The following is a 26,497-nucleotide window of genomic DNA, read 5'->3' on the forward strand; positions in this document are numbered from 1 at the left end:
CCGCCGGGCGCAGCAGGGTCGTGCACGTGCACCCACTCCTCCGTCCCGCGGCCGACCGGCAGCACGGCGTCGTCAGCTCGCGGGACCTGCGGCGAGCCGGCTTCGGGGACCGTGAGGTGCGCACCCTGGTGTCGCGCGGCGAGTGGGTGCGGCTGCGTCGGGGTGCCTACGCCTCCGCCGCCGCGCTGGCCGCCGCCACGACGGTCACCGCGCGGCTCCGGATCGAGGCGACCGCCGTGCTGCTCGCCCTCGATCGCCCCTCGGCGGTCCTGAGCGGTCACTCCGCAGCCGTGCTGCACGGTCTCCCGACGCCACGCGGGATGCAGGGGCTGGTGACCCTGACCGATCCGCACCAGCACCGGCGCGGCTCGGGCTACGAGGTGACGTGCGCGCCGCTGCCCGCGGGCTCGACGGAGCTGGCCGACGGCCTCCCGGTGACCACCCTGGCCCGCACCGTCACCGACGTGGCGCGGACCTGGCCGCTGGAGGCCGCGCTGGTCGTCGCCGACGCCGCTCGCTGGCAGGACCGGTTGACCGCCGCCGAGCTCCGGGCCGCCGTGGACGCCGTCGCCGGCTGGCGCGGCGCCGACGCCGCGCGCCGGGTCCGCGACCTGGCCCGCGACGGCGCCGAGTCCCCGCTGGAGACCCGCACCCGGCTGCGGCTGGTCGCGGACGGCGTCCCGGAACCGCGGCTGCAGGTGGCGCTGACGGCGGACGGCGTGACCGCGGAGGTCGACGGCTGGTGGCCGGAGGCGGGCGTCGCGATGGAGTGCGACGGCCGGGTCAAGTACCGCGACCCGTGGAACGGCCGCACGACCGAGGAGGCCCACTGGCGGGAGAAGCGCCGGGCCGAGGTGCTGGCCGCCGCCGGGGTCCGCTTCTGGCGGGTGGCCGACGTGGATCTCGGCCGCGGGTGGTCAGCGGCGCTCGCCCGGCTGGAGGCGATGCTCGCCCATCCGCTGCCCGGGCCACGCCGCTTCACCGCCTCCTCCGCGCGCCGGCTGCGGCGGACCGGCTGAACCCCCGGGCCGCCGCTCGCCCTCACCCTGCCGCGCCGCCGTCACCGTGCAGCGCGACAGCAGCGCTGCACGGTGACGGTGAGGGCGACGGGACGGCTGGGCGGGGACGAGTGGACTAGGGCGCCAGCGACGGGTCGCAGTCGCGCAGCAGCTGGGTGCAGCGCTCCTGCTCGTCGGTCTCGCCGATCGCCTCGGCCGCCCGCGCCAGCACCGTGACGCAGCGCAGGAACCCGCGGTTGGGCTCGTGCGACCACGGCACCGGGCCGAAGCCCTTCCAGCCGTTGCGGCGCAGCGCGTCCAGGCCCCGGTGGTAGCCGGTGCGCGCGTAGGCGTAGGCCTCGATCGTGTCCCGCAGCTGCCGCTCGGCGCGGTCGATCGACTCCTCGGCCAGCGCGGCCCACGCCGCGCTGTGCGTCGGGTGGTGCGCCGCCACCTCGGCCGCCGGCACGCCCTCGGCCAGCTCCCGGTCGGCCTCGGGGTTGCCCGGCAGCAGCGTGGCCGGCGGCTCGCCCAGCAGGTTGTGGTGGGAGTGCGTCATGCGCTCGGGGACTGGCCGGCCGACAGCAGGTCCTCGCAGGCCTGCACGACGCGGGCCGCCATGTTGGTCTCGGCCGCCTTGAGGTAGCTGCGCGGGTCGTAGGTCTTCTTGTTGCCGACCTCGCCGTCGACCTTCAGCACGCCGTCGTAGTTGCTGAACATGTGCCCGGCGATCGGCCGGGTGAAGGCGTACTGGGTGTCGGTGTCGACGTTCATCTTCACCACGCCGTAGGACAGCGCCTCGCGGATCTCCTCCTGCAGCGAGCCCGAGCCGCCGTGGAAGACGAAGTTGAACGGCTTGCTGCCCTCGGGCAGGCCGAGCTCGGCGGTGACGACCTCCTGGCCCTGCTTGAGGATCTCCGGGCGCAGCTTGACGTTGCCGGGCTTGTAGACGCCGTGCACGTTGCCGAACGTCGCGGCCAGCAGGTAGACGCCCTTCTCGCCGAGGCCCAGCGCCTTGGCGGTGGCGACGTAGTCGCCGGGGGCGGTGTAGAGCTTGTCGTTGATGTCGTGGCTGACGCCGTCCTCCTCGCCGCCGACCACGCCGATCTCGATCTCCAGCACGATCTTGGCCGAGGCGCACTTGGCGATGAGCTCCTCGGCGATCGACAGGTTCTCGTCGAGGTCGACCGCGGAGCCGTCCCACATGTGCGACTGGAACAGCGGCGCCTGGCCGGCGTCGACCCGGTCCTGGGACAGCGCGATCAGCGGGCGGACGTAGGAGTCCAGCTTGTCCTTGGGGCAGTGGTCGGTGTGCAGCGCCACGTTGACCGGGTACTTCTCGGCGACGACGTGGGCGAACTCGGCCAGCGCCACCGCGCCGGTGACCATGTCCTTCACCTTGGTGCCGGAGCCGAACTCCGCCCCACCGGTGGAGAACTGGATGATCCCGTCGCTGCCGGCGTCGGCGAACCCGCGCAGCGCCGCGTTGATCGTCTCCGAGGACGTGCAGTTGATCGCCGGGTAGGCGAAGCCCCCCTCCTTCGCCCGGCTGATCATGTCGGCGTAGACCTCAGGGGTCGCGATGGGCATGCGGGGCACTCCTGTCGTCGGCGACTGCGCACTCGTCGCCGGTCAGTATCGCGCCCGTCCCCGGCCCCGCTGTAGGGGCCCGCGCCGCGCGAAGCGCGGCGCGGGGGACGGCGGGGTCCCTCCTCAGCCCTGCTCGATGCGGCTGGACACCCGCGCCGCCACCAGCACCGGGTCGTAGGTCGGCGAGAACGGCGGCGCGTAGGACAGGTCGGAGCCGGCGAGCTCCTCGGCGGTGAGCCCCGCCCAGATCGCCGTCGCGAAGACGTCGATCCGCTTGCCGCTGCCCGGCCCGCCGACGATCTGCGCGCCGAGCAGCAGGCCGGAGCCGCGCTCGCTGATCAGCTTCACCGTGATGTCCTCCGCGCCCGGGTAGTAGCCGGCCCGGGTGGTGCCGTGCACGGTCTCGGTGCGGTGGTCGTAGCCGGCCCGCTCGGCCTGGGTCGTGCACAGGCCGGTGCGGGCGACCTCGGTGTCGCCGACCTTGGTCAGTGCCGTGCCCAGGACGCCGGGGAAGCGGGCCGGCGTCCCGGCGATCACCGACCCGGCCACCCGGCCCTGCTTGTTGGCGTGCGTGCCCAGCGCGATGTGCAGCGCCTCCCCGGTGATCCGGGAGTACGTCTGCGAGCAGTCCCCGGCGGCCGACACCTCGGGGTGGGAGACGCTGCGCTGGGTGCGGTCGACCTCGATCGCCCCGGTGCCGCCCAGCTGCAGGCCGGCGTCCCGGGCGAGGGAGACCTCCGGCCCCATGCCCAGGCCGAGCACCACCAGGTCGGCCTCGTAGGCGCCCGCGTCGGTGCGGACGGCGCGGACGACGCCGTCGGCGTCGGCCTCGACCTCGCGCACCGGCTCGTCCGGCCGGACGTCGATGCCCATGGAGCCCATCGCGGCGCAGACCCGCTCCCCCATGTCGGCGTCGAGCTGGGCCATCGGCAGCGGGTCGGCGAGGACGACGGTCACCGCCAGCCCCCGGGCGTGCAGCACCTCGGCCATCTCCAGGCCGATGTAGCCGCCGCCGAGCACCACCGCCCGCCGCGCCCCGGCGGCGATCGCGGCGCGGATGTCGGCGCCGTCGGCCAGCCGGTGGACGCCGTGCACGCCGTCGGCGTCCAGGCCCTCGATCGGCGGGCGGGCCGGGCGCCCGCCGGTGGCCACCACGAGCCGGTCGTAGCCGAGCACCTCGCCGGCGGAGGTGCGCACCGTGCCCGCGGCCAGGTCGAGCTCCTCGGCGCGGGTGCCGATCCGCACGTCGATGTCGCGGGCGGCGAACTCCGGCGGCGTGCGGGCGATCAGCGCGTCCCGGTCGCTGACCACGTCGCCCACCCAGTAGGGGATGCCGCAGGCCGAGTAGGAGACGTCGGGGCCCTGCTCGAGCACGGTGATCCGCAGGTCCTCGCGCAGGCGGCGGGCCTGCGCGGCCGCGGACATGCCGGCGGCGTCCCCACCGATGACGAGCAGCCGTTCTGCGCTCATGCGGCTCAGGGTGTCAGGCGGCGCAGCACCTTGCCGGGGTTGAGCAGGCCGGCGGGGTCCAGCGCGCCCTTGATCGAGCGGTGCACGTCCAGCGACACCGGCCCGATCTCCCGCTCGAGCCAGTCGACCTTGAGCGAGCCGACGCCGTGCTCGCCGGTGATCGTGCCGCCGAGGGCCAGGCCGAGCTCGAGGATGTCGTCGAAGGCGGCGAAGGCGCGGGTGCGCTCGTCGTCGTCGGCGGGGTCGAAGACGATCGTCGGGTGCATGTTGCCGTCGCCGACGTGCCCGAGGACGCCGATGGTCAGCTCCCGGCGGCCGGCGATGGCGTCGCAGCCGTCCAGGAAGGTGGCGATCGCCGACCGCGGGACGGCGACGTCGTCGAGCAGGGTGCTGCCCAGCTGCTCCAGCGCCGGGATGGCCATCCGGCGGGCGGCCAGCAGCAGGTCGCCCTCGGCCGGGTCGTCGGTGGTGTGCACCAGGTCGGCGCCGGCCTCGCGGCAGAGCGCGGCCAGCGCCTCGATCTCGGCCAGCGCCGCGACGCCCCCGGCGTCGGACTGGGCGACCAGCAGGGCGTGCGCGCCGCGGTCCAGGTCGGCGTGCAGCAGGTCGTCGACGGCGCAGATGCAGGTGTTGTCGATGACCTCGAGCAGGCTGGGCACCAGCCCGGTGGTGACCACCCGCTCCACCACCTGGCCGGTCTGCGCGGTGGTGCCGAAGGTGGCGACCAGGGTGACCGGCCGGTGCGGCGCCGGCCGCAGGGCGAGCGTGGCCTCGGTGATGACGCCGAGCGTGCCCTCCGAGCCGACGAACAGCCGGGCCAGGTCGTAGCCGGCCACCCCCTTGACCGTGCGCCGGCCGGTGCGCAGCACCCGCCCGTCGGCCAGCACGATCTCCAGCCCGAGCACGTAGTCGGTGGTGACGCCGTACTTGACGCAGCACAGCCCGCCGGAGTTGGTGGAGAGGTTGCCGCCGATGGTGCACCAGTCGTAGCTGGAGGGGTCGGGGGGATAGAACAGCCCGTGCCCGGCGACGGCGTCGCGCAGTTGCTTGTTCACCACCCCCGGCTGGACGACGGCCAGCCGGTCGGCCGGTGACACCTCCAGGACGGCGTCCATCCGGGTCATCACCAGCGTGATGGCGCCGTCCACGGCGTTGCTGGCGCCGGCCAGGCCCGAGCCGGCGCCGCGCGGCACCACCGGGACCCCGTGCCGGTGGGCGATCCGCATCACCGCGGCGACGTCCTCGGTGCGGCGCGGGAACACCACCGCCGCGGGCGTGCCGGCCTCGGCGAGCATCGCCTGGTCTCGGGCGTAGGAGACGGTGACGTCCGGGTCGGTGAGCACGCTGTCGGCGCCGAGCGCGTCGCTCAGCTCGGCGGCCCACGCGGTCGCGAGGGTGGTCACGGTCACACGGTACGGCGGCGCCCGGCCACGATCAGCTGACCTGATCGTGGCGGGTCCTCCCTCACGGTGCGCGGTGAGGGAGGACGCCGCCGGGACTACCGCAGGCCGAGGTCGGCGAGCGTGTAGGCGGCGCGGTACTCCAGCCCGGCCTCCTCGACGGCGGCCCGGCCGCCGCGGTCGACGATGACGGCGACGGCGATCGGCTCCGCGCCGGCCTCGCGCAGCGCCTCGACCGCGGTCAGCGGGCTGCCGCCGGTGGTGGAGACGTCCTCCACCACGAGCACCGAGCGGCCCGCGACGTCCGGGCCCTCGATCCGCCGCTGCAGCCCGTGCGCCTTGCCGGCCTTGCGGACCACGCACGCGTCGAGGAACCCCTCCCCCTGCGCGGCCGCGTGCAGCATCGCCGTCGCCACCGGGTCGGCGCCGAGGGTCAGCCCGCCGACCACGTCGTAGCGCAGGTCGCCGGTCAGCTGGCGCATGACCCGGCCGACCAGCGGCGCGCCCTCGTGGTGCAGCGTCAGCCGGCGCATGTCGATGTACCAGTCGGCCTCGCGGCCCGAGGAGAGCGTCACCCTCCCGTGGACGACGGCGAGCTCGACGATGAGCTCCAGCAGGCGGTCGCGGTCCGGGTGGCTGGCGGGGGCCGACATGGGGGCGACCCTACGCAGCACGACGGCCCGGCCCCCGAGGGAGCCGGGCCGTCGGGATCGGCTCAGGCGGCCGGGGCCAGGACCTGGTCGATGATGTAGACGGTCGCGTTGGCGGTCTGCACGTTGCCGCAGATGACCGACGCCTGCGTCTGGGTGACGGTGCCGTCGATGGTGAACGACTCGCCCGACCCCTCGATCGTCACCTCGTCGCCGGCGAGCGTGGTGTGCGTGCCGGCCAGCTCGTCGGGGGCCAGCCGGCCCTGGATGACGTGGTGGGTGAGGATCGCCGTCAGCTGCGCGTTGTCGGCGAGGACGGCGTTGAGGGTGTCCGCCGGGACGGCCTCGAAGGCCGGGTTGGCCGGCGCCAGGACGGTGATGTCCTCCGCGGTGTTCAGGGTGTCGACGAGGTTGGCGGCCGTGACGGCCTGCACCAGCGTGGACAGCGCGGGGTTGTTGCTGGCCGCCGTCGCGACCGGGTCGTCGGTCATGCCGGCGAAGCTGCCCTCGCCGTCGGCCGGGACCGCGGTGCAGCCGGCGCCGAAGGGTTCCTCGGACATCGACGAGCCGGAGGAGGCCGCGCTGCTGGACATGCTCTCGTCGGCGGAGCTGCTGCTCGACGACCCGCTGCCGGCGGCCGCGGTGTCGTCGGAGTCGTCCGAGCCGCACGCGGCCAGACCGAGCGCGAGGGTCGAGGCGGCCGCCAGCATCACGCCGCGGGTCAGGGTGCGCTTCACGAGGTGCTCCATCTCTTCCGGTGCGGCGCCGGGGACAGGGGCGCCGCGGGGCGGGTGGTGCTTCCCCGACCGTTGCAGGGGTCGGGTGATACGCCTGCGGCCGGGTGGCCGAGACGGGTCTGGAGGGGTGTCCGGGGGCGGGACGACGGGTTAGGTCGCGATCACCCGGATCGAGTGCAGCCCGGTGGCTCCGTCCGGGGCGGGTCGGGCGCGCTCGGCGGTCTGCACCTCGCCGTCGGCGGTGGTGGCGCGGACCGTGAGCTGGTAGCTGCCGGGCGCGAAGTCGTGGCGCAGCACCCACTGCCGCCAGACGTCGGCGTCGACCTCGGGGGCCAGCTCGGCCTCCTGCCACTCGCCGTCGTCGACGCGCACCTCGACCCGGCCGATGCCGCGGGTCTGCGCCCAGGCGACGCCGGCGATCGCCCGAGGACCCGCGGTGAACTCCCGCAGCGGGGCCGGGGTGTCGATGCGGGACGCCACCTTGATCGGGCCCTCCTGCGCCCAGCCGCGCTGGATCCAGTAGGCGTCGTAGGCGTCGAAGGTGGTGGCCTCGATGCCGGCCAGCCACTTGCAGGCGGACACGTAGCCGTACAGGCCCGGGATGATCATGCGCACCGGGAAGCCGTGCTCGACGGGCAGCGGCTCGCCGTTCATGCCGATGGCGAGCATCGCGTCCTCGACCTCGAGCGCCGAGCGGGTCGGCGCGCCGATGGTCATCCCGTCGCTGGAGCGGCAGACGAGCTGGGTGGAGTCCGGCGAGACGCCGTTCTCCCGCAGGAACGCGCCGAGCGGGACGCCGATCCACCGGGCGGTCCCGGCCAGCCGCCCGCCGACCTCGTTGGAGACGCAGGTCAGGGTGATGTCGCGCTCGATGAGGTCGTCGCGGCCGTAGAGGTCCTCGAGCGAGTACGCCGACGGCGAGTCGAACGAGCCGGTCAGGCGCAGCCGGTAGTCCGAGGGCTGGATCTGCGGCACCGTGATCGCGGTGTCCACCCGGTAGAAGTCGGCGTTGCGGGTGACCAGCGGGGTGACGCCGTCCACCGTCTCGGCGAGGTCGGCGCCCGCGGGGAGCCGCGGCGCCGGCGAGGCCGGGGTGGGCAGGGTGAGGTCGGCGCGGGCGGCGCTCACGTCGAAGCGGCGCTGCAGCAGGTACCCGCCGCCGCCGGTGACCGCGGCGACGCCGAGGGCGACCCCGCTGCTGAGGAAGAAGCCGCGGCGGTCCAGGTCCTTGCGGTTCCCGGAGCCGCCGAGCACGGCCCGCAGCTGCTCGAGCGCGTCGGGCTCGGCGGCCCGGCGGACGGCGGCGGTCGCGTCGGCCGGCGGGCGGGACCGCGGCAGCACCGGGCGCCCGGTGAGCGGCCGCAGCAGGAGCAGCAGCGCCAGGACGCCGGCGGCGGCGCCGACCACCGAGGGCAGCCAGGCCAGCCGCTCGGCGGCCGGGCGGGTCGCCGCGGCGAGGGCACCGAGGACGCCGAACAGCGCGACGCCGAGGACGCCGACCGCCCGCCACCGCAGCGACAGCACGCCGACGAGGAGGGCGTAGAGCCCGACGACCACCAGCGTGCCGATGACCAGCGCGACCTTGTCGTCCTCGCCGAAGGTGCGGATGGCGAACTGCTTGACCGACTCGGGCACCAGGGTGATGACCGTGTCCCCGACGGCGACGACCGGCGCGGAGGAGGGCCCGGTCAGCGCGGAGACGAGCTGGGCGACGCCCAGGGCCACCGCGGCGGCCAGCAGCCCGCCGAGGGCGGCGAGCAGGCGGCGCAGCCGGCGGCCGCCGGAGCCGCCGGGGGCGGCGTCGGCGGCCGGCGCGGGGGCCTGCTCGATCGTGGTCACGTCGGGTCTTCGGCTCAGGGGGCCCGGTTGGTTCATCACGGTTGGGTCACGATGCCCGGACGGCGTCGTCCGGGCCAGGACTCAGCGCGTGACCGACCGGCGCCAGCCCTCGTGCCGGTACCACTCGGACGACGGCCGCAGCGCCAGGGCGACGACGCCCACCACGGTCAGCAGCCACTGGAAGACCGCCATCGAGGTGAGGAACCCCGAGCTGGTCGCCGCGCTGGCCCCCGCGAGGCCGGCCAGGCCGGACACGATGGTCAGGCCGCCGAGCACGAACAGCACGATGCGGGCCCAGTTGCGGCCGGCCCAGGCGAACCAGATGAACATCGCCTGCAGCGCGACCGTGATCAGGACGATGACGACGCCGAAGGTGGCCAGGGCGTCGGCCTGCTCCTCGGTGAGGGCGGCGTCCTGCTCGCGCAGGAGCTCGACGATCTGGTCGGTGTCGGTCAGCTGCACCACGGCGGAGATCACGCCGAGCACCAGCGTGGCGACGAACGCGCCGATCCCGATCCGCACCGTCTCCGGCCGCGGCATGGGCTGCGGGGGCGGGGCGCCCCAGCCGGGCGGCGCGGCGGGCGCCGGCCCGTAGCCCTGCGGGGACTGGCCGTAGGGGGACTGGCCGGGGCCCGGGTACGCCGGCGGCCCCTGCGGGGGCTGCTGCCAGCCCTGCTGGTCCGGACCGTCCTGCCCTGCCGTCATGTCCACTCCCTGCCGTGCCGGTGTGCCGGCCCGATCATGGCCGACGCCCGGCCGGGACGGGGGGACCCCCGCCCCGGCCGTGGCCCGGTCAGGCCCGGCGGACGACCAGCCCCTCGCCGGACAGGTCCTCCGGCGCGTCGACCAGCACGCGGTCGCCGTCCCGGATGTCCCCGGCCAGCAGGGCGCGGGCCAGCTGGTCGCCGATCGCCGACTGCACCAGCCGGCGCAGCGGCCGGGCGCCGTAGACCGGGTCGAACCCGTTGAGCGCCAGCCACTCGCGGGCCGCGTCGGTCACCTCGAGGGTGAGCCGGCGGGCGGCCAGCCGGCGGGCGAGGACGCCGACCTGGATGTCCACGATGCCGGCCAGCTCCTCGCTGCCCAGCGCGTGGAACACCACGACGTCGTCCAGCCGGTTGAGGAACTCGGGCTTGAAGTGCCCGCGCACGACCTCCATCACGGCGTCCCGGCGGCGCTCCTCGGGCACGGACTGGTCGGCGATCAGCTGCGAGCCGAGGTTCGACGTGAGGATCAGGATCGTGTTCCGGAAGTCGACCGTGCGGCCCTGCCCGTCGGTGAGGCGGCCGTCGTCGAGGACCTGCAGCAGGACGTCGAAGACGTCCTGGTGGGCCTTCTCCACCTCGTCGAACAGCACGACGGTGTAGGGCCGCCGGCGCACCGCCTCGGTGAGCTGCCCGCCGGACTCGTACCCGACGTAGCCGGGCGGGGCGCCGACCAGCCGGGCCACCGAGTGCTTCTCGGAGTACTCGCTCATGTCGATGCGGACCATCGCCCGCTCGTCGTCGAACAGGAACTCCGCCAGGGCCTTGGCCAGCTCGGTCTTGCCGACGCCGGTGGGGCCGAGGAACAGGAAGGAGCCGGTGGGCCGGTTGGGGTCGGCGACGCCGGAACGCGCCCGGCGGACGGCGTCGGACACGGCGCGGACGGCGTCGGGCTGGCCGACGACGCGCCGGCCCAGCTCGTCCTCCATCCGCAGCAGCTTCTGCGTCTCGCCCTCGAGCAGCCGGCCCGCGGGGATGCCGGTCCAGGCCTGGACGACCTCGGCGATGTCGTCGGGGCCGACCTCCTCCTTGAGCATGGAGGCGGTCTGCTCCACCGACGCCTCCGCCTCGGCCAGCGCCTTCTCCAGCTGCGGGATGCGTCCGTAGCGCAGCTCGGCGACGTGGGCCAGGTCGCCGTCGCGCTCGGCGCGCTCGGCGTCGAGGCGGACCCGCTCGAGCTCCTCCTTGACCTGCTGGATGCGGACGATGCCGCTCTTGTCCTGCTGCCAGCGGGCGGTCAGCTCGTCGAGCTCCTGGCGCTTGTCGGCCAGGTCCTCGCGCAGCGCCGCCAGCCGCTCGACCGAGGAGGGGTCGTCCTCCTTGGCCAGCGCCATCTCCTCGATCTCCAGCCGGCGGACGGCGCGCTCGACCTCGTCGACCTCGACCGGCCGGCTGTCGATCTCCATGCGCAGCCGGCTGGCGGCCTCGTCGACCAGGTCGATGGCCTTGTCCGGGAGGAAGCGGGCCGTGACGTACCGGTCCGACAGGGTGGCGGCGGCGACGATCGCGGTGTCGGTGATCCGCACCCCGTGGTGCACCTCGTAGCGCTCCTTGAGCCCGCGCAGGATGCCGATGGTGTCCTCGACGGAGGGCTCGCCGACCAGCACCTGCTGGAAGCGCCGCTCCAGCGCCGGGTCCTTCTCGATGTGCTCGCGGTACTCGTCGAGCGTGGTCGCGCCGACCATGCGCAGCTCGCCGCGGGCGAGCATCGGCTTGATCATGTTGCCGGCGTCCATCGCGGACTCGCCGGTCGCGCCGGCGCCCACGATGGTGTGCAGCTCGTCGATGAAGGTGATGACCTGGCCCTCGGCCTCGGTGATCTCCTGCAGGACGGCCTTGAGCCGCTCCTCGAACTCGCCGCGGTACTTGGCGCCGGCCACCATCGCGCCCAGGTCCAGCGCCATCAGCCGCTTGCCCTTGAGGCTCTCGGGGACGTCGCCGGCGACGATGCGCTGGGCCAGGCCCTCGACGATGGCGGTCTTGCCGACGCCGGGCTCGCCGATGAGGACCGGGTTGTTCTTGGTCCGGCGGGAGAGCACCTGCACGACGCGGCGGATCTCGGTGTCCCGCCCGATGACCGGGTCGATCTTGCCCTCGCGGGCCCGCTCGGTGAGGTCGACGGCGAACTTCTCCAGCGCCTGGAAGGTGTTCTCCGGGTCGGCCGTGGTGACCTTGCGGTTGCCGCGGACGGTGCGGAAGGCGGCGAGCAGCGCCTCGCGGGTCGCGCCCGCGCCGGACAGCACCGCGCCGGCCTCGCCGCCCCCGCCGGCCAGGCCGACCAGCAGGTGCTCGGTGGAGACGTACTCGTCGCCCAGGGCGCTCGCCTGCTCGGAGGCGGCGTTCAGCACGCGCAGGAACTCGCGGGACGGCGACGGGGCGGGCACGGTGGCGCCGCTGACGCTGGGCAGCCGGCGGACGGCCGCCTCGGCCTTGGCGCGGACGTCGGCGGGGTCGGCGCCGGTCGCGGTGAGCAGCGGACCCGCGATGCCGTCCGTCTGCTCGAGGAGGGCGACCAGCAGGTGCAGCGGCTCCAGCGCGGCCTGGCCGCGGTCGACGGCCAGCCGCTGAGCGGCCGCGACGGCCTCCTGCGAACGGGTGGTGAGCTTGCTCTGCGCCATCGGGGGCGGGTGTTCCTCTCGCTGTCGGGGCCGGGTGCTCCGGCCGGTTCGACGGGTCCAACGAAGCCAGGGTTGAGTCTGTTCCGCTCAACCCTGGTCGTCCACCCTCGGCGCCACCAGGCGTGACCCACATCTCACTCGCGGGTGCATCCAGGGCCGCGCTCCGAAAGGAAGAGCCCAATTCGGCCGTAGACTGCCCACCATGACGCGCCTGCCGGCCCCCAGCGTCCTCCTCGAGGACCAGCTGTGCTTCGCGCTGTACGCCGCGTCCCGCGCCCTCACGGCGCGCTATCGGCCGCAGCTGGACGAGATCGGGCTCACCTACCCGCAGTACCTCGTGATGATGTTGCTCTGGGAAGAGGACAACCAGACCGTCGGCCAGCTCGGGACCCGCCTCAACCTCGACAGCGGCACGCTGTCCCCGCTGCTGAAGCGGCTCACCGCCGCCGGCCTGGTCACCCGGCACCGCCGGGTGGAGGACGAGCGCTCGGTGTCCATCGCGCTGACCGACTCCGGCCGCGCCCTGCGCGACCGCGCGCTGGCCATCAACGAGGACATGATCGGGGCGCTGCAGCTCGACCGGGACGACTTCCGCGGGCTGAAGACGCAGCTCGAGACCCTCATCGAGCGCGTCGGCACGCCGGGCCGGGCGCCCGCCTGATCGGCCGGGTTGTGGCCGACCCGACCGGGTAGGCGGGGAGCCGTGCCGTCCAGCACCGGGCGGCCGGGACCCAGGAGGAAGTCATGCCCTCTCGCACCGCCCGTACGGCCTGGAACGGCACCCTGCAGGAGGGGTCGGGCCAGGTCGAGCTGTCGAGCTCGAAGGTCGGCACCTTCGACGTCAGCTTCCCGAAGCGGACCGCCGAGGAGGCCGGCGGCACGACCAGCCCCGAGGAGCTCATCGCCGCGGCGCACTCCTCGTGCTTCGCGATGGCCCTCTCCAGCGAGATCGGCAAGGCCGGGGGCACGCCGCAGTCGCTGGAGATCAGCGCGGACGTGACGCTGGGCCAGAAGGACGGCGCCCCGACCATCACGACGATCCACCTCACCGTCCGCGGCGAGGTCGAGGGGCTCGACGCCGCCGGGTTCGAGCAGGCCGCGCAGGCGGCCAAGGCCGGCTGCCCGGTGAGCAAGGCGCTGGCCGGCGTCGGCGAGATCACCCTGGACGCCGCGCTCGAGAGCTGAGCGGACCCCGGCCCGCCGGCCGGGAACGGCAGTGGCCCGGAACCGGTGCGGTTCCGGGCCACTGCCGTGCGACGGGCCGGCGTCAGCGCGCGAGCACGGGCTCCGCGTCGTCGGCCGGGACCGCCTCGCTGCGCATCCGCTCCTCGCCGTTCTCGGTGCGGAGCGCGACCTCGCGGATCAGCAGGATCGCGACGACGGCGACCACGGCCACGACCGCGGAGACCAGGAAGATCCGGCCCGTGGCGTCCCCGTAGGAGACGGTGATCAGCTCGCGGATGGCCGGCGGGGCGTCGGACAGGTCGGCCAGGCCGACGTCGCCCGAGCCGGCGGACGCCGCGGCCCCCTCGGGCAGCCCCGCCGTGATCAGCGTGGACACCCGGGCGCTGAGCACCGCGCCGAGGACCGAGACGCCGATCGTGCCGCCGAGGCTGCGGAAGAAGGCGACCGCCGAGCTGGCCGAGCCCAGGTCCTGCGCGGCGACGGTGTTCTGCACCGCGAGCACCAGGTTCTGCATGGTCATGCCGATCCCGGCGCCGAGCACGAACAGGAACACACCGAGCAGCGGCATCGGGGTGGCGTGGTCGATCGTCGCCAGCAGCCCGAACCCGGCGACCACCGACAGCGAGCCGGCGACCAGGTAGCGCTTCCAGCGGCCGTACCGGGTGATCAGCTGCCCGGAGACGGTCGAGGAGACCAGCAGGCCGGCCACCATCGGGATGGTGAGCAGGCCGGCGGCGGTGGGCGAGTAGCCGCGGGAGATCTGCAGGTACTGGCCGAGGAAGACCGAGGAGCCGAACATCGCCACACCGATCGCGACGCTGGCGACGACGGCGAGGGTCGTGGTGCGGTCGCGGAACAGCCGCAGCGGGACGATCGGCTCCTTGGCCCGCGTCTCGGTCACCAGGAAGGCGACCACGGCGAGCGTGCCGCCGGTGAGGAACAGCGCCGTCTCCACCGACGCCCAGGCGAAGGTCTCGCCGGCCAGCGTGACCCAGATGAGCAGGGCCGAGACGCCCGCGGTGAGGAAGGCGGCACCCAGGTAGTCGATGGACACGTCCCGCTTGGTCACCGGCAGGTGCAGCGTCCGCTGCAGCAGGACCAGCGCCACCGCCGCGAACGGGACGCCGACGTAGAAGCACCAGCGCCAGCCGAGCCAGCTGGTGTCGACCAGCAGGCCGCCCAGCAGCGGGCCGCCGATGGTGGCCGCCGCCATGACGCCGCCCAGCAGGCCGGCGTACCGGCCGCGCTCGCGCGGGCTGATCATCGCGGCCATCGCGATCTGCACCAGCGCCTGCAGGCCGCCGAGGCCCAGGCCCTGCAGCACCCGCCAGGCGATGAGCGTCTCCACCGACTGGGCGAGGCCGGCGAGCATCGAGCCGGCGATGAAGACCACGATCGAGAGCTGGATCAGCAGCTTCTTGCTGAACAGGTCGGCGAGCTTGCCCCAGATGGGCGTGGAGGCGGTCGACGCGAGCAGGGTCGCGGTGACCACCCAGGTGTACTGGCCCTGCGAGCCGCGCAGGTCGGTGATGATCGTCGGCAGGGCGTTGGAGACGACGGTCGAGGACAGGAACGCCACGAACATCGCCAGCAACATGCCCGAGAGCGCCTCGAGGATCTGGCGGTGACTCATCCGGCCCTGCTGCTCCACGGGGGCGGGTGCGTCGATGGTGCTGGTCACGGTTCTCCTGGTGGGGTGCGAGAGGGGCGCGCCGTCGGGCGCGGGAGTCACGAGGCCGCCGCCACGGCGGCGGGGCGCCCGGCGGTGCGGGCGGAGGCCTCGAGGTCCTCGAGGAGGCGCTCGACGAGCTCGGCGAGGCGGGCGACGTCCGCCTCGGCCCAGCGGGCCAGCGCCGAGGCGGCCCACTCGTCGCGCAGGGCGCGGGTGGTGGCCAGCGCCGCGGCGCCGGCCCCGGTCAGCCGCAGTAGGCTGGCGCGACCGTCCTGGGGGTCGGGACGGCGCTCGACGTAGCCCGCCCGCTCGAGGGCGGCCACCTGCCGGCTGGCGACCGAGACGTCGATGCCGGCCGCACCGGCCAGCGCGCTGCAGCGCTGCTCCCCACCCCGCTCGAGCGGTAGCAGCAGGGCCCAGCCGAAGGACGGCAGGTCCCCGTAGAGGACGTCGGCGGCGCGCACGGACAGGTGGCGGCCGGTGCGGATCAGCGCGGAGAGGCCGGTGGTGAGCCGGTCGCGCGTCTCGTGCGTGGTGGGCATGGACTTCCTCGAGCGTCAGGTGCTTGCTGACTCCAACCATATGTCCGGTTGGTTGTTGTCTGCAACGACCGACACGCGTGATCCATTCCACCGCCCGCAACGAGCGATGCCCGGCCCCGCGGGTGCGGGGCCGGGCATCGGTGTCGGGAGCGGGCGGGGGCTCAGCCGGGGGTGGTGCCCCGGATCTGGGCCTCGCCGAGCCGGTTGAACCGGCCCAGCAGCTCGCCGAGCCGGGCGACGTCCTCGACGGGCCAGTGCGAGAGGTCGTCCTCCCAGCGCGCCCGGCGGGCCTCCCGGATGCGCGCCAGCCGCTGCGCCCCCTCCGGGGACGGCGTCAGTACCTGGGCCCGCCCGTCGGTGGGGTCGGCCTCGCGGCTGACCAGGCCCAGGTCGACCAGCGACGACACCTGCCGGCTGACGGTGCTCTTGTCCAGGCCCAGGCGCACGACCAGGTCGGTGGCGCGCAGCGGACCGGCGTCGGCGAGCAGCGCCAGCAGGCCGTAGGCGGCGCCGTCGAGGTCGGGGTGCAGCTCGCGGGCCAGCCGGGTGGACAGGGCCCGGGACCGGCGCAGCAGCAGGCCGATCTCCCGCTCGACGGCGACGTAGGCCTCGTGCGTGTCCACCGGCCGCTCGGCGCTCACCGCTGCTCCCGCGGGCGCCACACGACCAGCGCCGAGGTCGAGGGCCGCAGGGGCACGAGCGCGCCGCCGTAGCCGGTCTGCCCGCCGTAGCCGGCCCGGGCGGCCGCCTCGGCGGCGATGCGGCCGTTCTCGGCGACCTCCAGCTCGGTGAGCAGCTCGCGCACCCGCTGCTGCAGGGCCTCGACCTGCGACTCGAGCTCGATGATCCGCTTGATCCCGGCGAGGTTGACGCCGTCCTCCTGGGAGAGGCGCTGCACCTCCCGCAGGAGCGCGACGTCCCGCGGGCTGTACCGGCGCCCGCCGCCGGCCGTCCGGCCCGGGCGGACCAGGCCGAGGCGGTCGTACTGGCGCAGCGTCTGCGCGTGCATGCCCGCCAGCTCGGCGGCCACCGAGATGACGAAGACCGGGGCGTCCTCGGCGACGGCGCGGGCGGCGTCGGCGCGCCCGCGGTCGTCGGTCGGGGCACTCATCGGGCACCTCCACCGGCGACGGCGGCGCTGATCCGCGGCCGCGGGTCGCCGAGCTCGGCCTCCAGCTCCTTGATGGCCTGCTCGGCCTTCGGCGAGACGCGCTTGGGGACGGCGACCTCGACGGTGACCAGCAGGTCCCCGGCGCGGGACTTCCCCGGCACGCCCCGGCCGCGCACCCGCAGGGTCTGCCCGCTGGCGGTGCCGGCGGGGACCCGCAGCGAGACGTTGCCGTCGAGCGTGGGCACGGTGAGCGTGGTGCCCAGGGTGGCCTCGCCGAAGGTGATCGGCACGGTCAGCGTGAGGTCGGAGTCCTTGCGCCCGAACAGCTCGTGCTCGGAGACGTGGACGACGACGAACAGGTCGCCGGCCGGTCCGCCGCGGCGTCCCGGGGCGCCCTTGCCGGCCAGCCGGATCCGCTGGCCGTCCTTGACCCCGGCCGGGATCCGGACGGTGATCGTGCGGGTCTGCGTCGTCACGCCGCTGCCCGAGCAGGTCGGGCACGGGTCGTCGACCACCGAGCCGCTGCCGCGGCAGTTGCGGCAGGGCTCGGAGAAGGCGAACGCCCCCTGGCTGCGGCTGGTCACCCCGGCGCCCTGGCACACCGGGCAGGTGTGCGGCGAGGTGCCGGGCTTCGCGCCGCTGCCGGCGCAGGTCGGGCAGGTGCCCGGGCTCTGCATCCGCAGCGGGACGGTCACCCCGAGGACCGCCTCCTCGAACGACAGCGTCGCCTCGGTCTCGACGTCCTGGCCACGGGCCGGCCCGGACGCCGCCTGGCTGCGCGCCCGGGCGCTGCCGGGGGCGGCGCCGCCGCCGAACAGGCCGCCGAGCAGGTCGCCGAGGCCGCCGGCCCCCGCTCCCCCGCGCCCGCCGGCCGCGCCGAACAGGTCGCCGAGGTCGAACGGCTGGCCGGTGCCGGCGTTGTTCGGGAACCCGCCGGGGAACCCGGCTCGCGCCCCCGCGCCGCCGGCGCCGAACAGCCGCCGCGCCTCGTCGTACTCGGCCCGCCGCTTGGGGTCCGACAGCACGTCGTAGGCCTCGGAGACCTCCTTGAACCGGTTCTCCGCCTCCGTGTTGCCCGGGTTCTTGTCCGGGTGCAGGTCGCGGGCCAGCTGGCGGTAGGCCTTCTTGATCGCCGCCGCGTCGGCGTCCTGGGCGACGCCCAGCGCGGCGTAGTAGTCCTTCTCGATGAAGTCCCGGGTGCTCATCGGACGCCCCCTCTCGCGCTCAGTCGGACGCCGCGGAGCCGCCCGCCGGCTCCTCCGCCGCCTGCTCGGCCGGCTGGGCCGCGGGGGCCGGGTGCTCCGGGTCGGTCACCGCGACCATGGCGGTGCGCAGCACCCGGTCGCCGCGGCGGAAGCCCTGGCGCAGCACCGTGGTGGCGGTGGGCACGCTCACCTCGGCGGAGGTGTCGTGCATGACCGCCTCGTGCAGCGCCGGGTCGAACGGGTCCCCGCTCGCGCCGAACGCCTCGACCCCGAGGCCCTCCAGGACCCCGAGCACGCGGTCGGCCACCACCTTGAAGGCGCCGGTCAGGTCGCCGTGGTCCCGCGCCCGCTCGATGTCGTCGACGATCGGGAACAGCCCGGCGGCGAACCGCTCGGCTGCCTGGTCGGCGACCAGCGTCCGGTCGCGGTCGACCCGCCGCCGGTAGTTGGCGTACTCGGCGGTGACCCGCTGCAGGTCCTCGGTCCGCTCCGCCAGCTGGCGGGCGATGTCGCCGTCGGCCGGCTGCTCCGCCGCCGGCGGGGCGGCCGCCGCCGTCTCGTTCTCGCTCATCTGCTCCCCTGCTGCACGACTGGTGGGCGGGCCCGGCGGGGAGCCGGCCGGCTGCGCGCCGGCCGGCTCCCGCACCGTGCCGCTGACGGGGTCGATCCGCCGCTTGTCACGGATCACGACCCGCGGCTGCTCGTCCCCCGAACTCATCGGCGGGTGTCGTCCTCGTCGACGATCTCGGCGTCGACGACGTCGTCGTCCCCACCGGACTGGGCCGCACCGGGCTGCCCGTCACCGCTGGGGGCACCGGCCGCGCCGGCCGCACCCGCCTCGGCCTGCTGGGCGTAGAGCGCGCCGCCGACCTCCTGCGAGATGCGGGCGACCTTCTCCTGCGCGGCCTTGATCGCGGCGATGTCCGAGCCGCCGAGGGCGGAGCGCAGCTCGGTCAGGGCCTCGCCGAGCTCCTCCTTCTTGTCGGCCGGGATCTTGTCGCCGTTCTCGGCCAGGAACTTCTCGGTCTGGTACTGCAGCGACTCGGCCAGGTTGCGGGTCTCGGCCTCCTCGCGGCGGCGCTTGTCCTCCTCGGCGTGGGCCTCGGCGTCGCGCATCATCCGCTCGATGTCGTCCTTGGGCAGCGCCGAGCCGCCGGTGATCGTCATCGACTGCTCCTTGCCCGTGCCCAGGTCCTTGGCGGACACGTGCACGATGCCGTTCGCGTCGATGTCGAAGGCGACCTCGATCTGCGGCACGCCCCGCGGCGCCGGCGGCAGGCCGGTCAGCTCGAACATGCCGAGCTTCTTGTTGTAGGCGGCCATCTCGCGCTCGCCCTGGAAGACCTGGATCTGCACGGACGGCTGGTTGTCGTCGGCCGTCGTGAAGATCTCGCTGCGCTTGGTCGGGATCGTGGTGTTGCGCTCGATGAGCTTGGTCATGATCCCGCCCTTGGTCTCGATGCCCAGGGACAGCGGGGTGACGTCGAGCAGCAGGACGTCCTTGACCTCGCCCTTGAGGACGCCGGCCTGCAGGGCGGCGCCGATGGCGACGACCTCGTCGGGGTTGACGCCCTTGTTGGGCTCCTTGCCGCCGGTCAGCTCCTTGACCAGGTCGGTGACGGCGGGCATGCGGGTCGAGCCACCCACCAGGACGACGTGGTCGATCTGGCCGACGGAGATGCCGGCGTCGCGGATCGCCTGGTTGAACGGCGCGCGGGCGCGGTCGAGCAGGTCCTGGGTCAGCCGCTGGAACTCGGCACGGGTGATCGTGACGTCCAGGTGCAGCGGGCCCTCGGCGCCGGCGGTGATGTAGGGCAGGTTGACGTTGGTCGACTGGGCGCCGGACAGCTCGATCTTGGCCTTCTCGGCGGCCTCGCGGAGCCGCTGCATGGCCAGCTTGTCCTTGGACAGGTCGATGCCGTTCTGGGCGTTGAACGTCTGCACCAGGTGCTTGACGACCCGCTCGTCCCAGTCGTCGCCGCCGAGGTGGTTGTCACCGGCGGTGGCCTTGACCTCGATGACGCCCTCGCCGATCTCGAGCAGCGAGACGTCGAACGTGCCGCCACCGAGGTCGAAGACGAGGATCGTCTGCTCGGTCTCGCCCTTGTCCAGCCCGTAGGCCAGGGCGGCCGCGGTCGGCTCGTTGACGATGCGCAGCACGTTGAGGCCCGCGATCTCGCCGGCCTCCTTGGTGGCCTGGCGCTGGGCGTCCTCGAAGTAGGCGGGGACGGTGATGACGGCGTCGGTCACCGTCTCGCCCAGGTAGGTCTCGGCGTCCCGCTTGAGCTTCTGCAGGATGCGGGCGCTGATCTCCTGCGGCGTGTACTGCTTGCCGTCGATCTCGCCGGTCTTCCAGTCGGTGCCCATGTGCCGCTTGACGCTGCGGATGGTGCGGTCGACGTTGGTGACCGCCTGGTTCTTGGCCGACTGGCCGACGAGGACCTCGCCGTTCTTGGCGAAGGCGACGACCGAGGGCGTGGTGCGCGAGCCCTCGGAGTTCGCGATGACCGTCGGCTCGCCGCCCTCGAGGACGGTGACGACGGAGTTGGTGGTGCCGAGGTCGATACCGACCGCTCGAGCCATGGAGCTGGCCTCTCTTCCGTAGTGCGGAGTGCTGGTGGTCTGGGTCGTGCTGGTCCGGGGGGCCGTCGAGGGACGCCGCCGTCCATCTTGCGTCGGGTCCGCTCAACTTTCCTGCCCAGCCTAACGGCACCCGCCGCGCGGGTGTTCCCGACCCCGGCCACAACCGGCCGGTCCTCCCAGACCACGCGGCCAGCCGTCCCCAGACCGCGGCAGTGCCGCCGGATCGACACCTCTGCCGCGCTGCCGCGCGGCACCGGCAACCGCACGGCGGCACCAGGTCGTCCACCGGTCCGCACTGGGTCCACAGCCGGCCCGCGACGCGATCAGCCGGACCGACGGGCACCGATGCTGGCCGCGTGCATCCCCTCCTCCGCGCGGCCGCCGAGCGCCGCCTCGGCGTCTTCACCGCCGCCGACACCCGATTGGCCGGGTACGACCACGCCGAGGTCCGGCGCCTGTGCCACTCCGGCACGTGGGTGCGACTGCGGCGTGGCGTCTACATCGCGGCCGAGGCCATGGCGCAGATGGAGAGCTCGGGACGGCGCCACCAGGTCGACGCACTGGCCGTCCTGACCGCCCTCGACCGGCCGACCGCAGCGCTCAGCCACCTCACCGCCTGCCGCCTCTGGGGTCTGCCCGTCCGCCGCGACGGCGAGGCGGTCGTCCGGCTCACCGATCCGACGCACTCGCGATCCGGCCGCGGGTTCCGGGTCACCTGTGGCCCACTGGCCGACGACGACGTCCGCACCGACGGGCCGTTCCGCCTCACCCGCCCCGCCCGGACGCTCGTCGACTGCGCACGCGAGGGGACGATCGACGACGCCGTCGTCGCGATGGACGCAGCCCTCCTGCGGCAGACCCTGACCCGACGCGAACTCGACGACGCCGTCTCCGCCGCGGCCCGCTGGCCGGGAGGCCCGCGGGCCGCCCGCGCGGCAGCACTCGCGATCGGCCGGACCGAGTCCCCGCTGGAGACGCGGGGCCGCCTGCGGATCATCGGCGCGGGCCTGCCGCAGCCCGAATTGCAGGTGGAGATCCGAAGCGGGGACCGCCTCGTGGCCGTCGTGGACGCCTGGTTCGACGACGCCGCGGTCGCGGTCGAGTTCGACGGGCAGGTGAAGTACACCGACCCCTGGCGCGGGCGGACACCGGCACAAGTGCTCTGGGAGGAGAAGGAGCGCGAGGACGCGCTCCGGTCGCTGGACGTCGGCGTCGTCCGCATCACCGACGCGGACCTGCACTCGCGCTGGCCGCGCACCGAAGCGCGCCTGCACGACCTGACCAGCCGTCCCGGCCCGGCCGTGCGCCGCTTCACCGCGACGCCGCGGCCTCAACACCTGCTCCGCGCGCGCTGACGCGGAGCTCGCCGGACGCCCCCCGGGGCCGGCGCCCCGGGCGGGTCCCGCGGACGACCCGGTGCCGCGATGGGCACGCGTCTGCCGCGGTGTGGCGCGGCACCTGAGAACACACGGCGGCAGTGCCGCCGTGCGACCGACCCCGCGGGGACGGCGACCCCGGCGCGAGGGCGGCGGTCACCGGCTCCGGGTGGCGCGGGACGGGTGCGGAAGACGACCATCGGACGGGACGTGAGAGGCGTCACCCCCGGCCTCCCGATCCGCGCGGCGGCCGGGGTTACTGGCGAGTAGCCTGAGCGCGCGCCGTTATCGTGCGCAGGCGTGCGGGCAGCGGTGCCCGTGGCGGTCCGCCGCCGGCCGGACCCGGCCGGTGCGCGACGGCGAGGGCGTACCTCCCGTCGCCGGGGCGGACCGGAGATCGTCCGACGCCGCCGGGCGTCCGGGAGGGAAGCACTCTATGACAGGCCCGCTGCAGATCGTCTTGGGGACGATCAGCGTCCTGTTCCTGATCGTCGCGTCCGTGCTCGCCTACCGGGCGGTGCGCGCGATGATCCGGATCATCAGGACCGGCCAGCCGGACAGCAGCCGGAAGGGCCCCGTCGGCCCGCGGCTGAAGACCCTCGTGGTCGAGTCGCTCGGCCACACCCGCATGCTCAAGTGGTCGGCCATCGGCGCCGCCCACTGGTTCGTCTTCCTCGGGTTCTACGGCCTGTTCCTCACCCTGGTCGAGGCCTTCGGCGAGGTCTGGAACCCCGAGTTCCACCTGCCGCTCATCGGCGAGTGGTTCCTGTGGAACCTGTTCGCCGACATCATCGGCACGGGCACGATCCTCGGGATCCTGTACCTGATCTACCGGCGCCAGAAGGACCACCCGCGCCGGCAGGGCCGCTCGAGCCGGTTCGCCGGCTCCAACGAGGGCCGCGGCTACTTCGTCGAGGCCGTCGTCCTCACCGTCGGGGTCTGCATCCTGCTGATCCGCGCCCTCAAGATCTCCTCCGACCTGACCGACGCCCCGAGCTGGTCGCACCCGATCTCCGGCGCCCTGGCGACCGTCCTGCCGGACAGTCCCGACCTGCTCTCGGTCGTCGCGTTCGTCAAGATCATCGTCTCGCTGGTCTGGCTCGTGGTGATCAGCCGGATCCTGAACATGGGCGTCGCCTGGCACCGGTTCAGCGCGTTCTTCAACATCTACTTCAAGCGCGAGGGCGACACCGGCGCCCCGGCCCTGGGCCCGCTGCAGCCGATGATGAGCAACGGCAAGCCGATCGACTTCGAGGACCCGGGCGAGGACGACGTCTTCGGTCGCGGCAAGATCGAGGACTTCACCTGGAAGGGCATGCTCGACTTCACCACCTGCACGGAGTGCGGTCGGTGCCAGAGCCAGTGCCCGGCGTGGAACACCGGCAAGCCCCTGTCGCCCAAGATGGTGATCATGGACCTGCGGGACCACCTCTACGCGAAGGCCCCGTACCTGCTGGGCGCGCAGACCGCGAGCGAGACGGCCCCCGACTTCGACGTCCTCAAGCCCAGCGACGAGCAGGTCTGGGCGTCGGGCTACGCCCGCATCGAGGGCACCAACGACGCCCAGGCGCACCGCCCGCTGGTCGGCACCCTGGAGGAGGGCGGGGTCATCGACCCCGACGTCCTGTGGAGCTGCACCAACTGCGGCGCGTGCGTCGAGCAGTGCCCGGTCGACATCGAGCACATCGACCACATCGACGACATGCGCCGCTACCAGGTGCTCATCGAGTCCAGCTTCCCCTCCGAGGCCGGCGTGATGATGCGCAACCTGGAGAACCGCGGGAACCCGTGGGGCGTCAGCCCGAGCACCCGCAACGAGTGGATCTCGGAGATGGACTTCGAGGTCGAGGTCGCCGACGGCCCGCTCGACTACGACGTCGAGTACCTGTTCTGGGTCGGCTGCGCCGGCGCCATCGACGACCGCGCCAAGAAGGTCACCAAGGCCGTCGCCGAGCTGCTGCACACCGCGGGCGTCCGGTTCGCCGTCCTCGGCGAGGGCGAGGGCTGCTCCGGCGACCCGGCCCGCCGCATGGGCAACGAGTTCCTCTTCCAGATGCTGGCGCAGCAGAACGTCGAGACGCTCGACGGCGTCTTCGAGGGCCGCGTGCCGGGGATGCGCAAGATCGTCGTGACCTGCCCGCACTGCTTCAACTCGCTCGGTCGCGAGTACCCGCAGGTCGGGGGCCACTACGAGGTCGTGCACCACACCCAGCTGCTCAACCAGTTGCTCGACGAGGGCCGGCTCACCCCGGTCACCCCGATCGACCGCAAGATCACGTACCACGACCCGTGTTTCCTCGGTCGGCACAACAAGGTCTACACGCCGCCGCGGGAGATCCTCGACTCCGTCCCGGGCCTGGCCACCCAGGAGATGCACCGCTGCAAGGACCGCGGCTTCTGCTGCGGCGCCGGCGGCGCGCGCATGTGGATGGAGGAGAAGATCGGCAAGCGGATCAACGTGGAGCGCACGGAGGAGGCCCTCGGCCTCGACCCCGACGTGATCTCCACCGCCTGCCCGTTCTGCATCACGATGCTGTCGGACGCGCTGACGTCCAAGAAGCAGAGCGGCGAGGCCGGCGAGCACGTCGAGGTCCTCGACGTCAGCCAGATCCTGCTCCGCTCGATGGCCCCGGTCGGCGCGCCCGGCACCGAGTCGGGCGCCGACGTCGGCACCAAGGCCGACGACGTGGCCGGCACCGGCTCCGCCGCGACGGAGCACGGCCCGCAGGCCTGACCCACCCGCACCACCGCGACGGCGCGTGTCCCCTCGGGGCACGCGCCGTCGCGCGTCCGGGGCCCGCCGGTGCTCGTTAGCGTCGCGAAGGACCCACCCGGCCCACGCCGCGAGCGCGGGAGGACCATCGTCGGGTGACCCGCACCGCCCGCCGCCCCACCGCCGCCGCGCCGGCCACCACCCGCCGGGGGCTGCTGCTCGTGGGGACGGCGATCGTCCTCACGGCGCTGAACCTGCGCACCGCGGTCAACAGTGTGGGGCCGGTGCTGGAGGAGCTGGAGCACGGCCTGGGCATCTCCAGCGGCGCCGCCGGGCTGATCACCACGATGCCCGTGCTCTGCTTCGCGGTCATCGGCTTCGCCGGGCCGCCGCTGGCCGCGCGCTACCGGGACGGCCACGTCCTCGCCGGGGCGCTGCTGGCGATGGCGGCCGGGCTCGTCGTGCGGGCCCTGGCCGGCTCGTTCGCCCTCTTCCTCGCGGGCACCGTGCTCGCGATGGTCGGCGGCGCCCTCGGCAACGTGCTGCTGCCCAGCCTCGTCAAGCGCTACTTCCCCGACCGGACCGGGCTGCTGGTGGGCGCCTACAGCGCGGCGATGGCCTGCGGTGGCGCGGTCGCGTCGCTGACCGCCGCCCCGATCGCCGAGGCCGGCGGGGTCGACGGGTGGCGGTGGGCACTGGGCGTCTGGGCGGTGCTCGCCGTCGTCGCCGCGCTGCCGTGGCTGGCGGTGCCGGCCAGGCCGGGCGCCGCCGGGGGCACGCACGCCGCGGTGCGGATGCGCTCCCTGGCCCGCAGCCCGCTGGCGGTCGCGATGGCGGTCTTCTTCGGCCTGCAGGCCATGCAGGCCTACGTCGTCGTCGGCTGGTCGGCGCAGTACCTGCGCGACTCCGGGCTCTCCGCGGCCACGGCCGGCCTGCTGCTCGCCCTCAACACCGCGGTCGTCATCCCGGTGAACGCCGTCGTGCCGGGGCTGACCGTGCGCCCCCGGCTGCAGCGGCCGATGCTGCTGTCCTTCATGGCCTGCTACGTCGCCGGGTGGGTGGGCCTGTGGGCGGCACCGACGGCGGCGCCGTGGCTGTGGATGTCCCTGCTCGCGCTGGGCCTGGGGACCTTCGCCATGGTCCTCACCCTGATGGGGCTGCGCGCCCGCACCCCGGAGACCACGGCCGCGCTGTCCACCTTCGCGCAGGGGTGGGGCTACGTGCTCTCCGCCGCCGGGCCGCTGCTGGTCGGGGTCCTGCGCGGTGCGACGGGGGGCTACACCGGCATGTTCGTCCTCGTCCTGGCCGGCGTGGCCGCCCTGACGGCCACGGGCTGGCTGGTCACCCGGCAGCGCTACGTCGACGACGAGGTGCCGGCCCGGCGCCCCTCGGGCCCCTGCGGGGACGTGGTGGAGGTGGCCGGGGCCGAGCCGCCGGTGACGGTGGTCAGGGAGCCGGGCGCCGGGTCTCCGCGCGCGTGAAGTTGCGGAAGGACCGGGACGGCGTCGGGCCGCGCTGGTCCTGGTAGCGGGAGCCGTACACCGCCGACCCGTAGGGGTGCTCGGCCGCGCCGGTCAGCCGGAACAGGCACAGCTGGCCGATCTTCATCCCCGGCCACAGCGTGATCGGCAGGTTCGCCACGTTGGACAGCTCCAGCGTGATGTGCCCGGAGAAGCCCGGGTCGACGAACCCCGCCGTCGAGTGGGTGAGCAGCCCCAGGCGGCCCAGCGAGCTCTTGCCCTCCAGCCGCGCGGCGAGGTCGTCGGGGATGGTGACGACCTCCAGCGTCGAGCCGAGCACGAACTCCCCGGGGTGCAGCACGAACGGCTCGTCCCCCTCCGGCTCGACCAGCGTGGTCAGGTCGTCCTGCTGCTGCGCCGGGTCGATGTGGGTGTAGCGGGCGTTGTTGAACACCCGGAAGAACCGGTCCAGCCGGACGTCGATGCTCGACGGCTGGATCAGGCCGGGGTCGTGGGGCTCGATGCCCAGGCGCCCCTCGGCGATCGCGGCGGTGATGTCGCGGTCGGACAGCAGCATGGCCGGA

23 protein-coding genes are annotated in these 26,497 nt (G+C 74.2%); 6 read left to right on the forward strand and 17 right to left on the reverse strand.

Features of this window, described 5'->3' with window-relative positions; genetic code table 11:
- Positions 1-26: 26 nt before the first annotated feature.
- Positions 27-1,019 carry a type IV toxin-antitoxin system AbiEi family antitoxin domain-containing protein gene (locus tag ACI79F_RS10165; RefSeq protein WP_456545267.1) on the forward strand — a complete coding sequence of 331 codons (993 nt, stop codon included), beginning with the start codon at positions 27-29 and terminating at the stop codon, positions 1,017-1,019.
- 115 nt (positions 1,020-1,134) lie between these two features.
- Here the strand turns inward: ACI79F_RS10165 and ACI79F_RS10170 are convergent, their stop codons facing one another.
- The 9 genes from ACI79F_RS10170 to clpB all read right to left on the reverse strand — a co-directional run bounded on the left by ACI79F_RS10170 (position 1,135) and on the right by clpB (position 12,066).
- A complete protein-coding gene (locus tag ACI79F_RS10170; RefSeq protein ID WP_456545266.1) occupies positions 1,135-1,557 on the reverse strand; it encodes a DUF3151 domain-containing protein in 423 nt (140 codons plus the stop codon).
- Positions 1,554-2,588 (reverse strand): class II fructose-bisphosphate aldolase, encoded by a 1,035-nt coding sequence (gene fbaA / locus ACI79F_RS10175; RefSeq protein ID WP_456545265.1) that lies wholly within the window; start codon positions 2,586-2,588, stop codon positions 1,554-1,556. The genes ACI79F_RS10170 and fbaA overlap by 4 nt, the downstream gene beginning before the upstream one ends.
- Positions 2,589-2,711: 123 nt before the next feature.
- On the reverse strand, positions 2,712-4,058 hold the full coding sequence (locus ACI79F_RS10180) for an FAD-dependent oxidoreductase (protein ID WP_456545264.1): 1,347 nt from the start codon (positions 4,056-4,058) through the stop codon (positions 2,712-2,714).
- Positions 4,059-4,063: 5 nt separating this feature from the next.
- The gene (locus ACI79F_RS10185; RefSeq protein WP_456545263.1) at positions 4,064-5,461 is read right to left on the reverse strand and encodes an FAD-binding oxidoreductase; all 1,398 of its coding nucleotides are present in this window, start codon (positions 5,459-5,461) and stop codon (positions 4,064-4,066) included.
- Between the two features lie 95 nt (positions 5,462-5,556).
- Entirely contained in the window at positions 5,557-6,111 is a 555-nt protein-coding gene (gene pyrE, locus ACI79F_RS10190; protein ID WP_456545262.1) for an orotate phosphoribosyltransferase, read from the reverse strand.
- Positions 6,112-6,173: 62 nt separating this feature from the next.
- The gene (locus ACI79F_RS10195; RefSeq protein WP_456545261.1) at positions 6,174-6,845 is read right to left on the reverse strand and encodes a fasciclin domain-containing protein; all 672 of its coding nucleotides are present in this window, start codon (positions 6,843-6,845) and stop codon (positions 6,174-6,176) included.
- A 150-nt stretch (positions 6,846-6,995) separates the two neighbouring features.
- Positions 6,996-8,684 (reverse strand): molybdopterin-dependent oxidoreductase, encoded by a 1,689-nt coding sequence (locus ACI79F_RS10200; protein WP_456545260.1) that lies wholly within the window; start codon positions 8,682-8,684, stop codon positions 6,996-6,998.
- An 81-nt stretch (positions 8,685-8,765) separates the two neighbouring features.
- A complete protein-coding gene (locus ACI79F_RS10205; RefSeq protein ID WP_456545259.1) occupies positions 8,766-9,389 on the reverse strand; it encodes a hypothetical protein in 624 nt (207 codons plus the stop codon).
- Positions 9,390-9,477: 88 nt separating this feature from the next.
- Positions 9,478-12,066, reverse strand: coding sequence for an ATP-dependent chaperone ClpB (clpB, locus tag ACI79F_RS10210; RefSeq protein WP_456545258.1), 2,589 nt, complete (start codon positions 12,064-12,066; stop codon positions 9,478-9,480).
- 202 nt (positions 12,067-12,268) lie between these two features.
- Between clpB and ACI79F_RS10215 the strand changes: the two genes are divergently transcribed.
- Both ACI79F_RS10215 and ACI79F_RS10220 read left to right on the forward strand, forming a co-directional pair.
- The gene (locus tag ACI79F_RS10215) at positions 12,269-12,727 is read left to right on the forward strand and encodes a MarR family winged helix-turn-helix transcriptional regulator (RefSeq protein ID WP_456545257.1); all 459 of its coding nucleotides are present in this window, start codon (positions 12,269-12,271) and stop codon (positions 12,725-12,727) included.
- An 83-nt stretch (positions 12,728-12,810) separates the two neighbouring features.
- A complete protein-coding gene (locus tag ACI79F_RS10220; protein ID WP_456545256.1) occupies positions 12,811-13,251 on the forward strand; it encodes an OsmC family peroxiredoxin in 441 nt (146 codons plus the stop codon).
- Between the two features lie 82 nt (positions 13,252-13,333).
- Here the strand turns inward: ACI79F_RS10220 and ACI79F_RS10225 are convergent, their stop codons facing one another.
- The 7 genes from ACI79F_RS10225 to dnaK all read right to left on the reverse strand — a co-directional run bounded on the left by ACI79F_RS10225 (position 13,334) and on the right by dnaK (position 20,364).
- Positions 13,334-14,932 (reverse strand): MFS transporter, encoded by a 1,599-nt coding sequence (locus ACI79F_RS10225; protein WP_456545255.1) that lies wholly within the window; start codon positions 14,930-14,932, stop codon positions 13,334-13,336.
- A gap of 47 nt (positions 14,933-14,979) precedes the next feature.
- Positions 14,980-15,465: a MarR family winged helix-turn-helix transcriptional regulator gene (locus ACI79F_RS10230; protein WP_456545254.1), complete on the reverse strand. Its 486-nt coding sequence runs from the start codon at positions 15,463-15,465 to the stop codon at positions 14,980-14,982.
- A gap of 161 nt (positions 15,466-15,626) precedes the next feature.
- Entirely contained in the window at positions 15,627-16,106 is a 480-nt protein-coding gene (locus tag ACI79F_RS10235) for a MarR family winged helix-turn-helix transcriptional regulator (RefSeq protein ID WP_456545253.1), read from the reverse strand.
- On the reverse strand, positions 16,103-16,576 hold the full coding sequence (locus ACI79F_RS10240; protein ID WP_456545252.1) for a heat shock protein transcriptional repressor HspR: 474 nt from the start codon (positions 16,574-16,576) through the stop codon (positions 16,103-16,105). Before ACI79F_RS10240 ends, ACI79F_RS10235 begins: the two co-directional genes overlap by 4 nt.
- Positions 16,573-17,781 carry a molecular chaperone DnaJ gene (dnaJ, locus tag ACI79F_RS10245; RefSeq protein ID WP_456545251.1) on the reverse strand — a complete coding sequence of 403 codons (1,209 nt, stop codon included), beginning with the start codon at positions 17,779-17,781 and terminating at the stop codon, positions 16,573-16,575. The genes ACI79F_RS10240 and dnaJ overlap by 4 nt, the downstream gene beginning before the upstream one ends.
- 19 nt (positions 17,782-17,800) lie before the next feature.
- Positions 17,801-18,499 carry a nucleotide exchange factor GrpE gene (gene grpE, locus ACI79F_RS10250; RefSeq protein WP_456545250.1) on the reverse strand — a complete coding sequence of 233 codons (699 nt, stop codon included), beginning with the start codon at positions 18,497-18,499 and terminating at the stop codon, positions 17,801-17,803.
- On the reverse strand, positions 18,496-20,364 hold the full coding sequence (dnaK, locus tag ACI79F_RS10255; protein ID WP_456545249.1) for a molecular chaperone DnaK: 1,869 nt from the start codon (positions 20,362-20,364) through the stop codon (positions 18,496-18,498). Before dnaK ends, grpE begins: the two co-directional genes overlap by 4 nt.
- 356 nt (positions 20,365-20,720) lie before the next feature.
- On the opposite strand from dnaK, the gene ACI79F_RS10260 reads away from it, so the two are divergent.
- From ACI79F_RS10260 to ACI79F_RS10270, 3 genes are all read left to right on the forward strand, one after another.
- A complete protein-coding gene (locus tag ACI79F_RS10260; RefSeq protein ID WP_456545248.1) occupies positions 20,721-21,719 on the forward strand; it encodes a type IV toxin-antitoxin system AbiEi family antitoxin domain-containing protein in 999 nt (332 codons plus the stop codon).
- Between the two features lie 457 nt (positions 21,720-22,176).
- Positions 22,177-24,474, forward strand: coding sequence for a (Fe-S)-binding protein (locus ACI79F_RS10265; RefSeq protein ID WP_456545247.1), 2,298 nt, complete (start codon positions 22,177-22,179; stop codon positions 24,472-24,474).
- A gap of 134 nt (positions 24,475-24,608) precedes the next feature.
- Positions 24,609-25,934: an MFS transporter gene (locus ACI79F_RS10270; RefSeq protein ID WP_456545246.1), complete on the forward strand. Its 1,326-nt coding sequence runs from the start codon at positions 24,609-24,611 to the stop codon at positions 25,932-25,934.
- Here the strand turns inward: ACI79F_RS10270 and dcd are convergent.
- Positions 25,900-26,490, reverse strand: a complete 591-nt coding sequence (dcd, locus tag ACI79F_RS10275; RefSeq protein ID WP_456545245.1) for a dCTP deaminase — start codon at positions 26,488-26,490, stop codon at positions 25,900-25,902. The genes ACI79F_RS10270 and dcd overlap by 35 nt on opposite strands.
- Positions 26,491-26,497: the final 7 nt, after the last annotated feature.

The organism is Blastococcus sp. SYSU D00868 (genome assembly GCF_054050575.1).

Coding starts and splice junctions, on each gene's coding strand:
- ACI79F_RS10230 (WP_456545254.1), bottom strand. CDS start 15,465: ATGCCCACCACGCACGAGACGCGCGACCGGCTCACCACCGGCCTCTCC.
- dnaJ (WP_456545251.1), bottom strand. CDS start 17,781: ATGAGCACCCGGGACTTCATCGAGAAGGACTACTACGCCGCGCTGGGC.
- ACI79F_RS10265 (WP_456545247.1), top strand. CDS start 22,177: ATGACAGGCCCGCTGCAGATCGTCTTGGGGACGATCAGCGTCCTGTTC.
- dcd (WP_456545245.1), bottom strand. CDS start 26,490: ATGCTGCTGTCCGACCGCGACATCACCGCCGCGATCGCCGAGGGGCGC.
- ACI79F_RS10215 (WP_456545257.1), top strand. CDS start 12,269: ATGACGCGCCTGCCGGCCCCCAGCGTCCTCCTCGAGGACCAGCTGTGC.
- grpE (WP_456545250.1), bottom strand. CDS start 18,499: ATGAGTTCGGGGGACGAGCAGCCGCGGGTCGTGATCCGTGACAAGCGG.
- clpB (WP_456545258.1), bottom strand. CDS start 12,066: ATGGCGCAGAGCAAGCTCACCACCCGTTCGCAGGAGGCCGTCGCGGCC.
- ACI79F_RS10180 (WP_456545264.1), bottom strand. CDS start 4,058: ATGAGCGCAGAACGGCTGCTCGTCATCGGTGGGGACGCCGCCGGCATG.
- ACI79F_RS10170 (WP_456545266.1), bottom strand. CDS start 1,557: ATGACGCACTCCCACCACAACCTGCTGGGCGAGCCGCCGGCCACGCTG.
- ACI79F_RS10240 (WP_456545252.1), bottom strand. CDS start 16,576: ATGAGTGCCCCGACCGACGACCGCGGGCGCGCCGACGCCGCCCGCGCC.
- ACI79F_RS10220 (WP_456545256.1), top strand. CDS start 12,811: ATGCCCTCTCGCACCGCCCGTACGGCCTGGAACGGCACCCTGCAGGAG.
- pyrE (WP_456545262.1), bottom strand. CDS start 6,111: ATGTCGGCCCCCGCCAGCCACCCGGACCGCGACCGCCTGCTGGAGCTC.
- dnaK (WP_456545249.1), bottom strand. CDS start 20,364: ATGGCTCGAGCGGTCGGTATCGACCTCGGCACCACCAACTCCGTCGTC.
- ACI79F_RS10205 (WP_456545259.1), bottom strand. CDS start 9,389: ATGACGGCAGGGCAGGACGGTCCGGACCAGCAGGGCTGGCAGCAGCCC.
- fbaA (WP_456545265.1), bottom strand. CDS start 2,588: ATGCCCATCGCGACCCCTGAGGTCTACGCCGACATGATCAGCCGGGCG.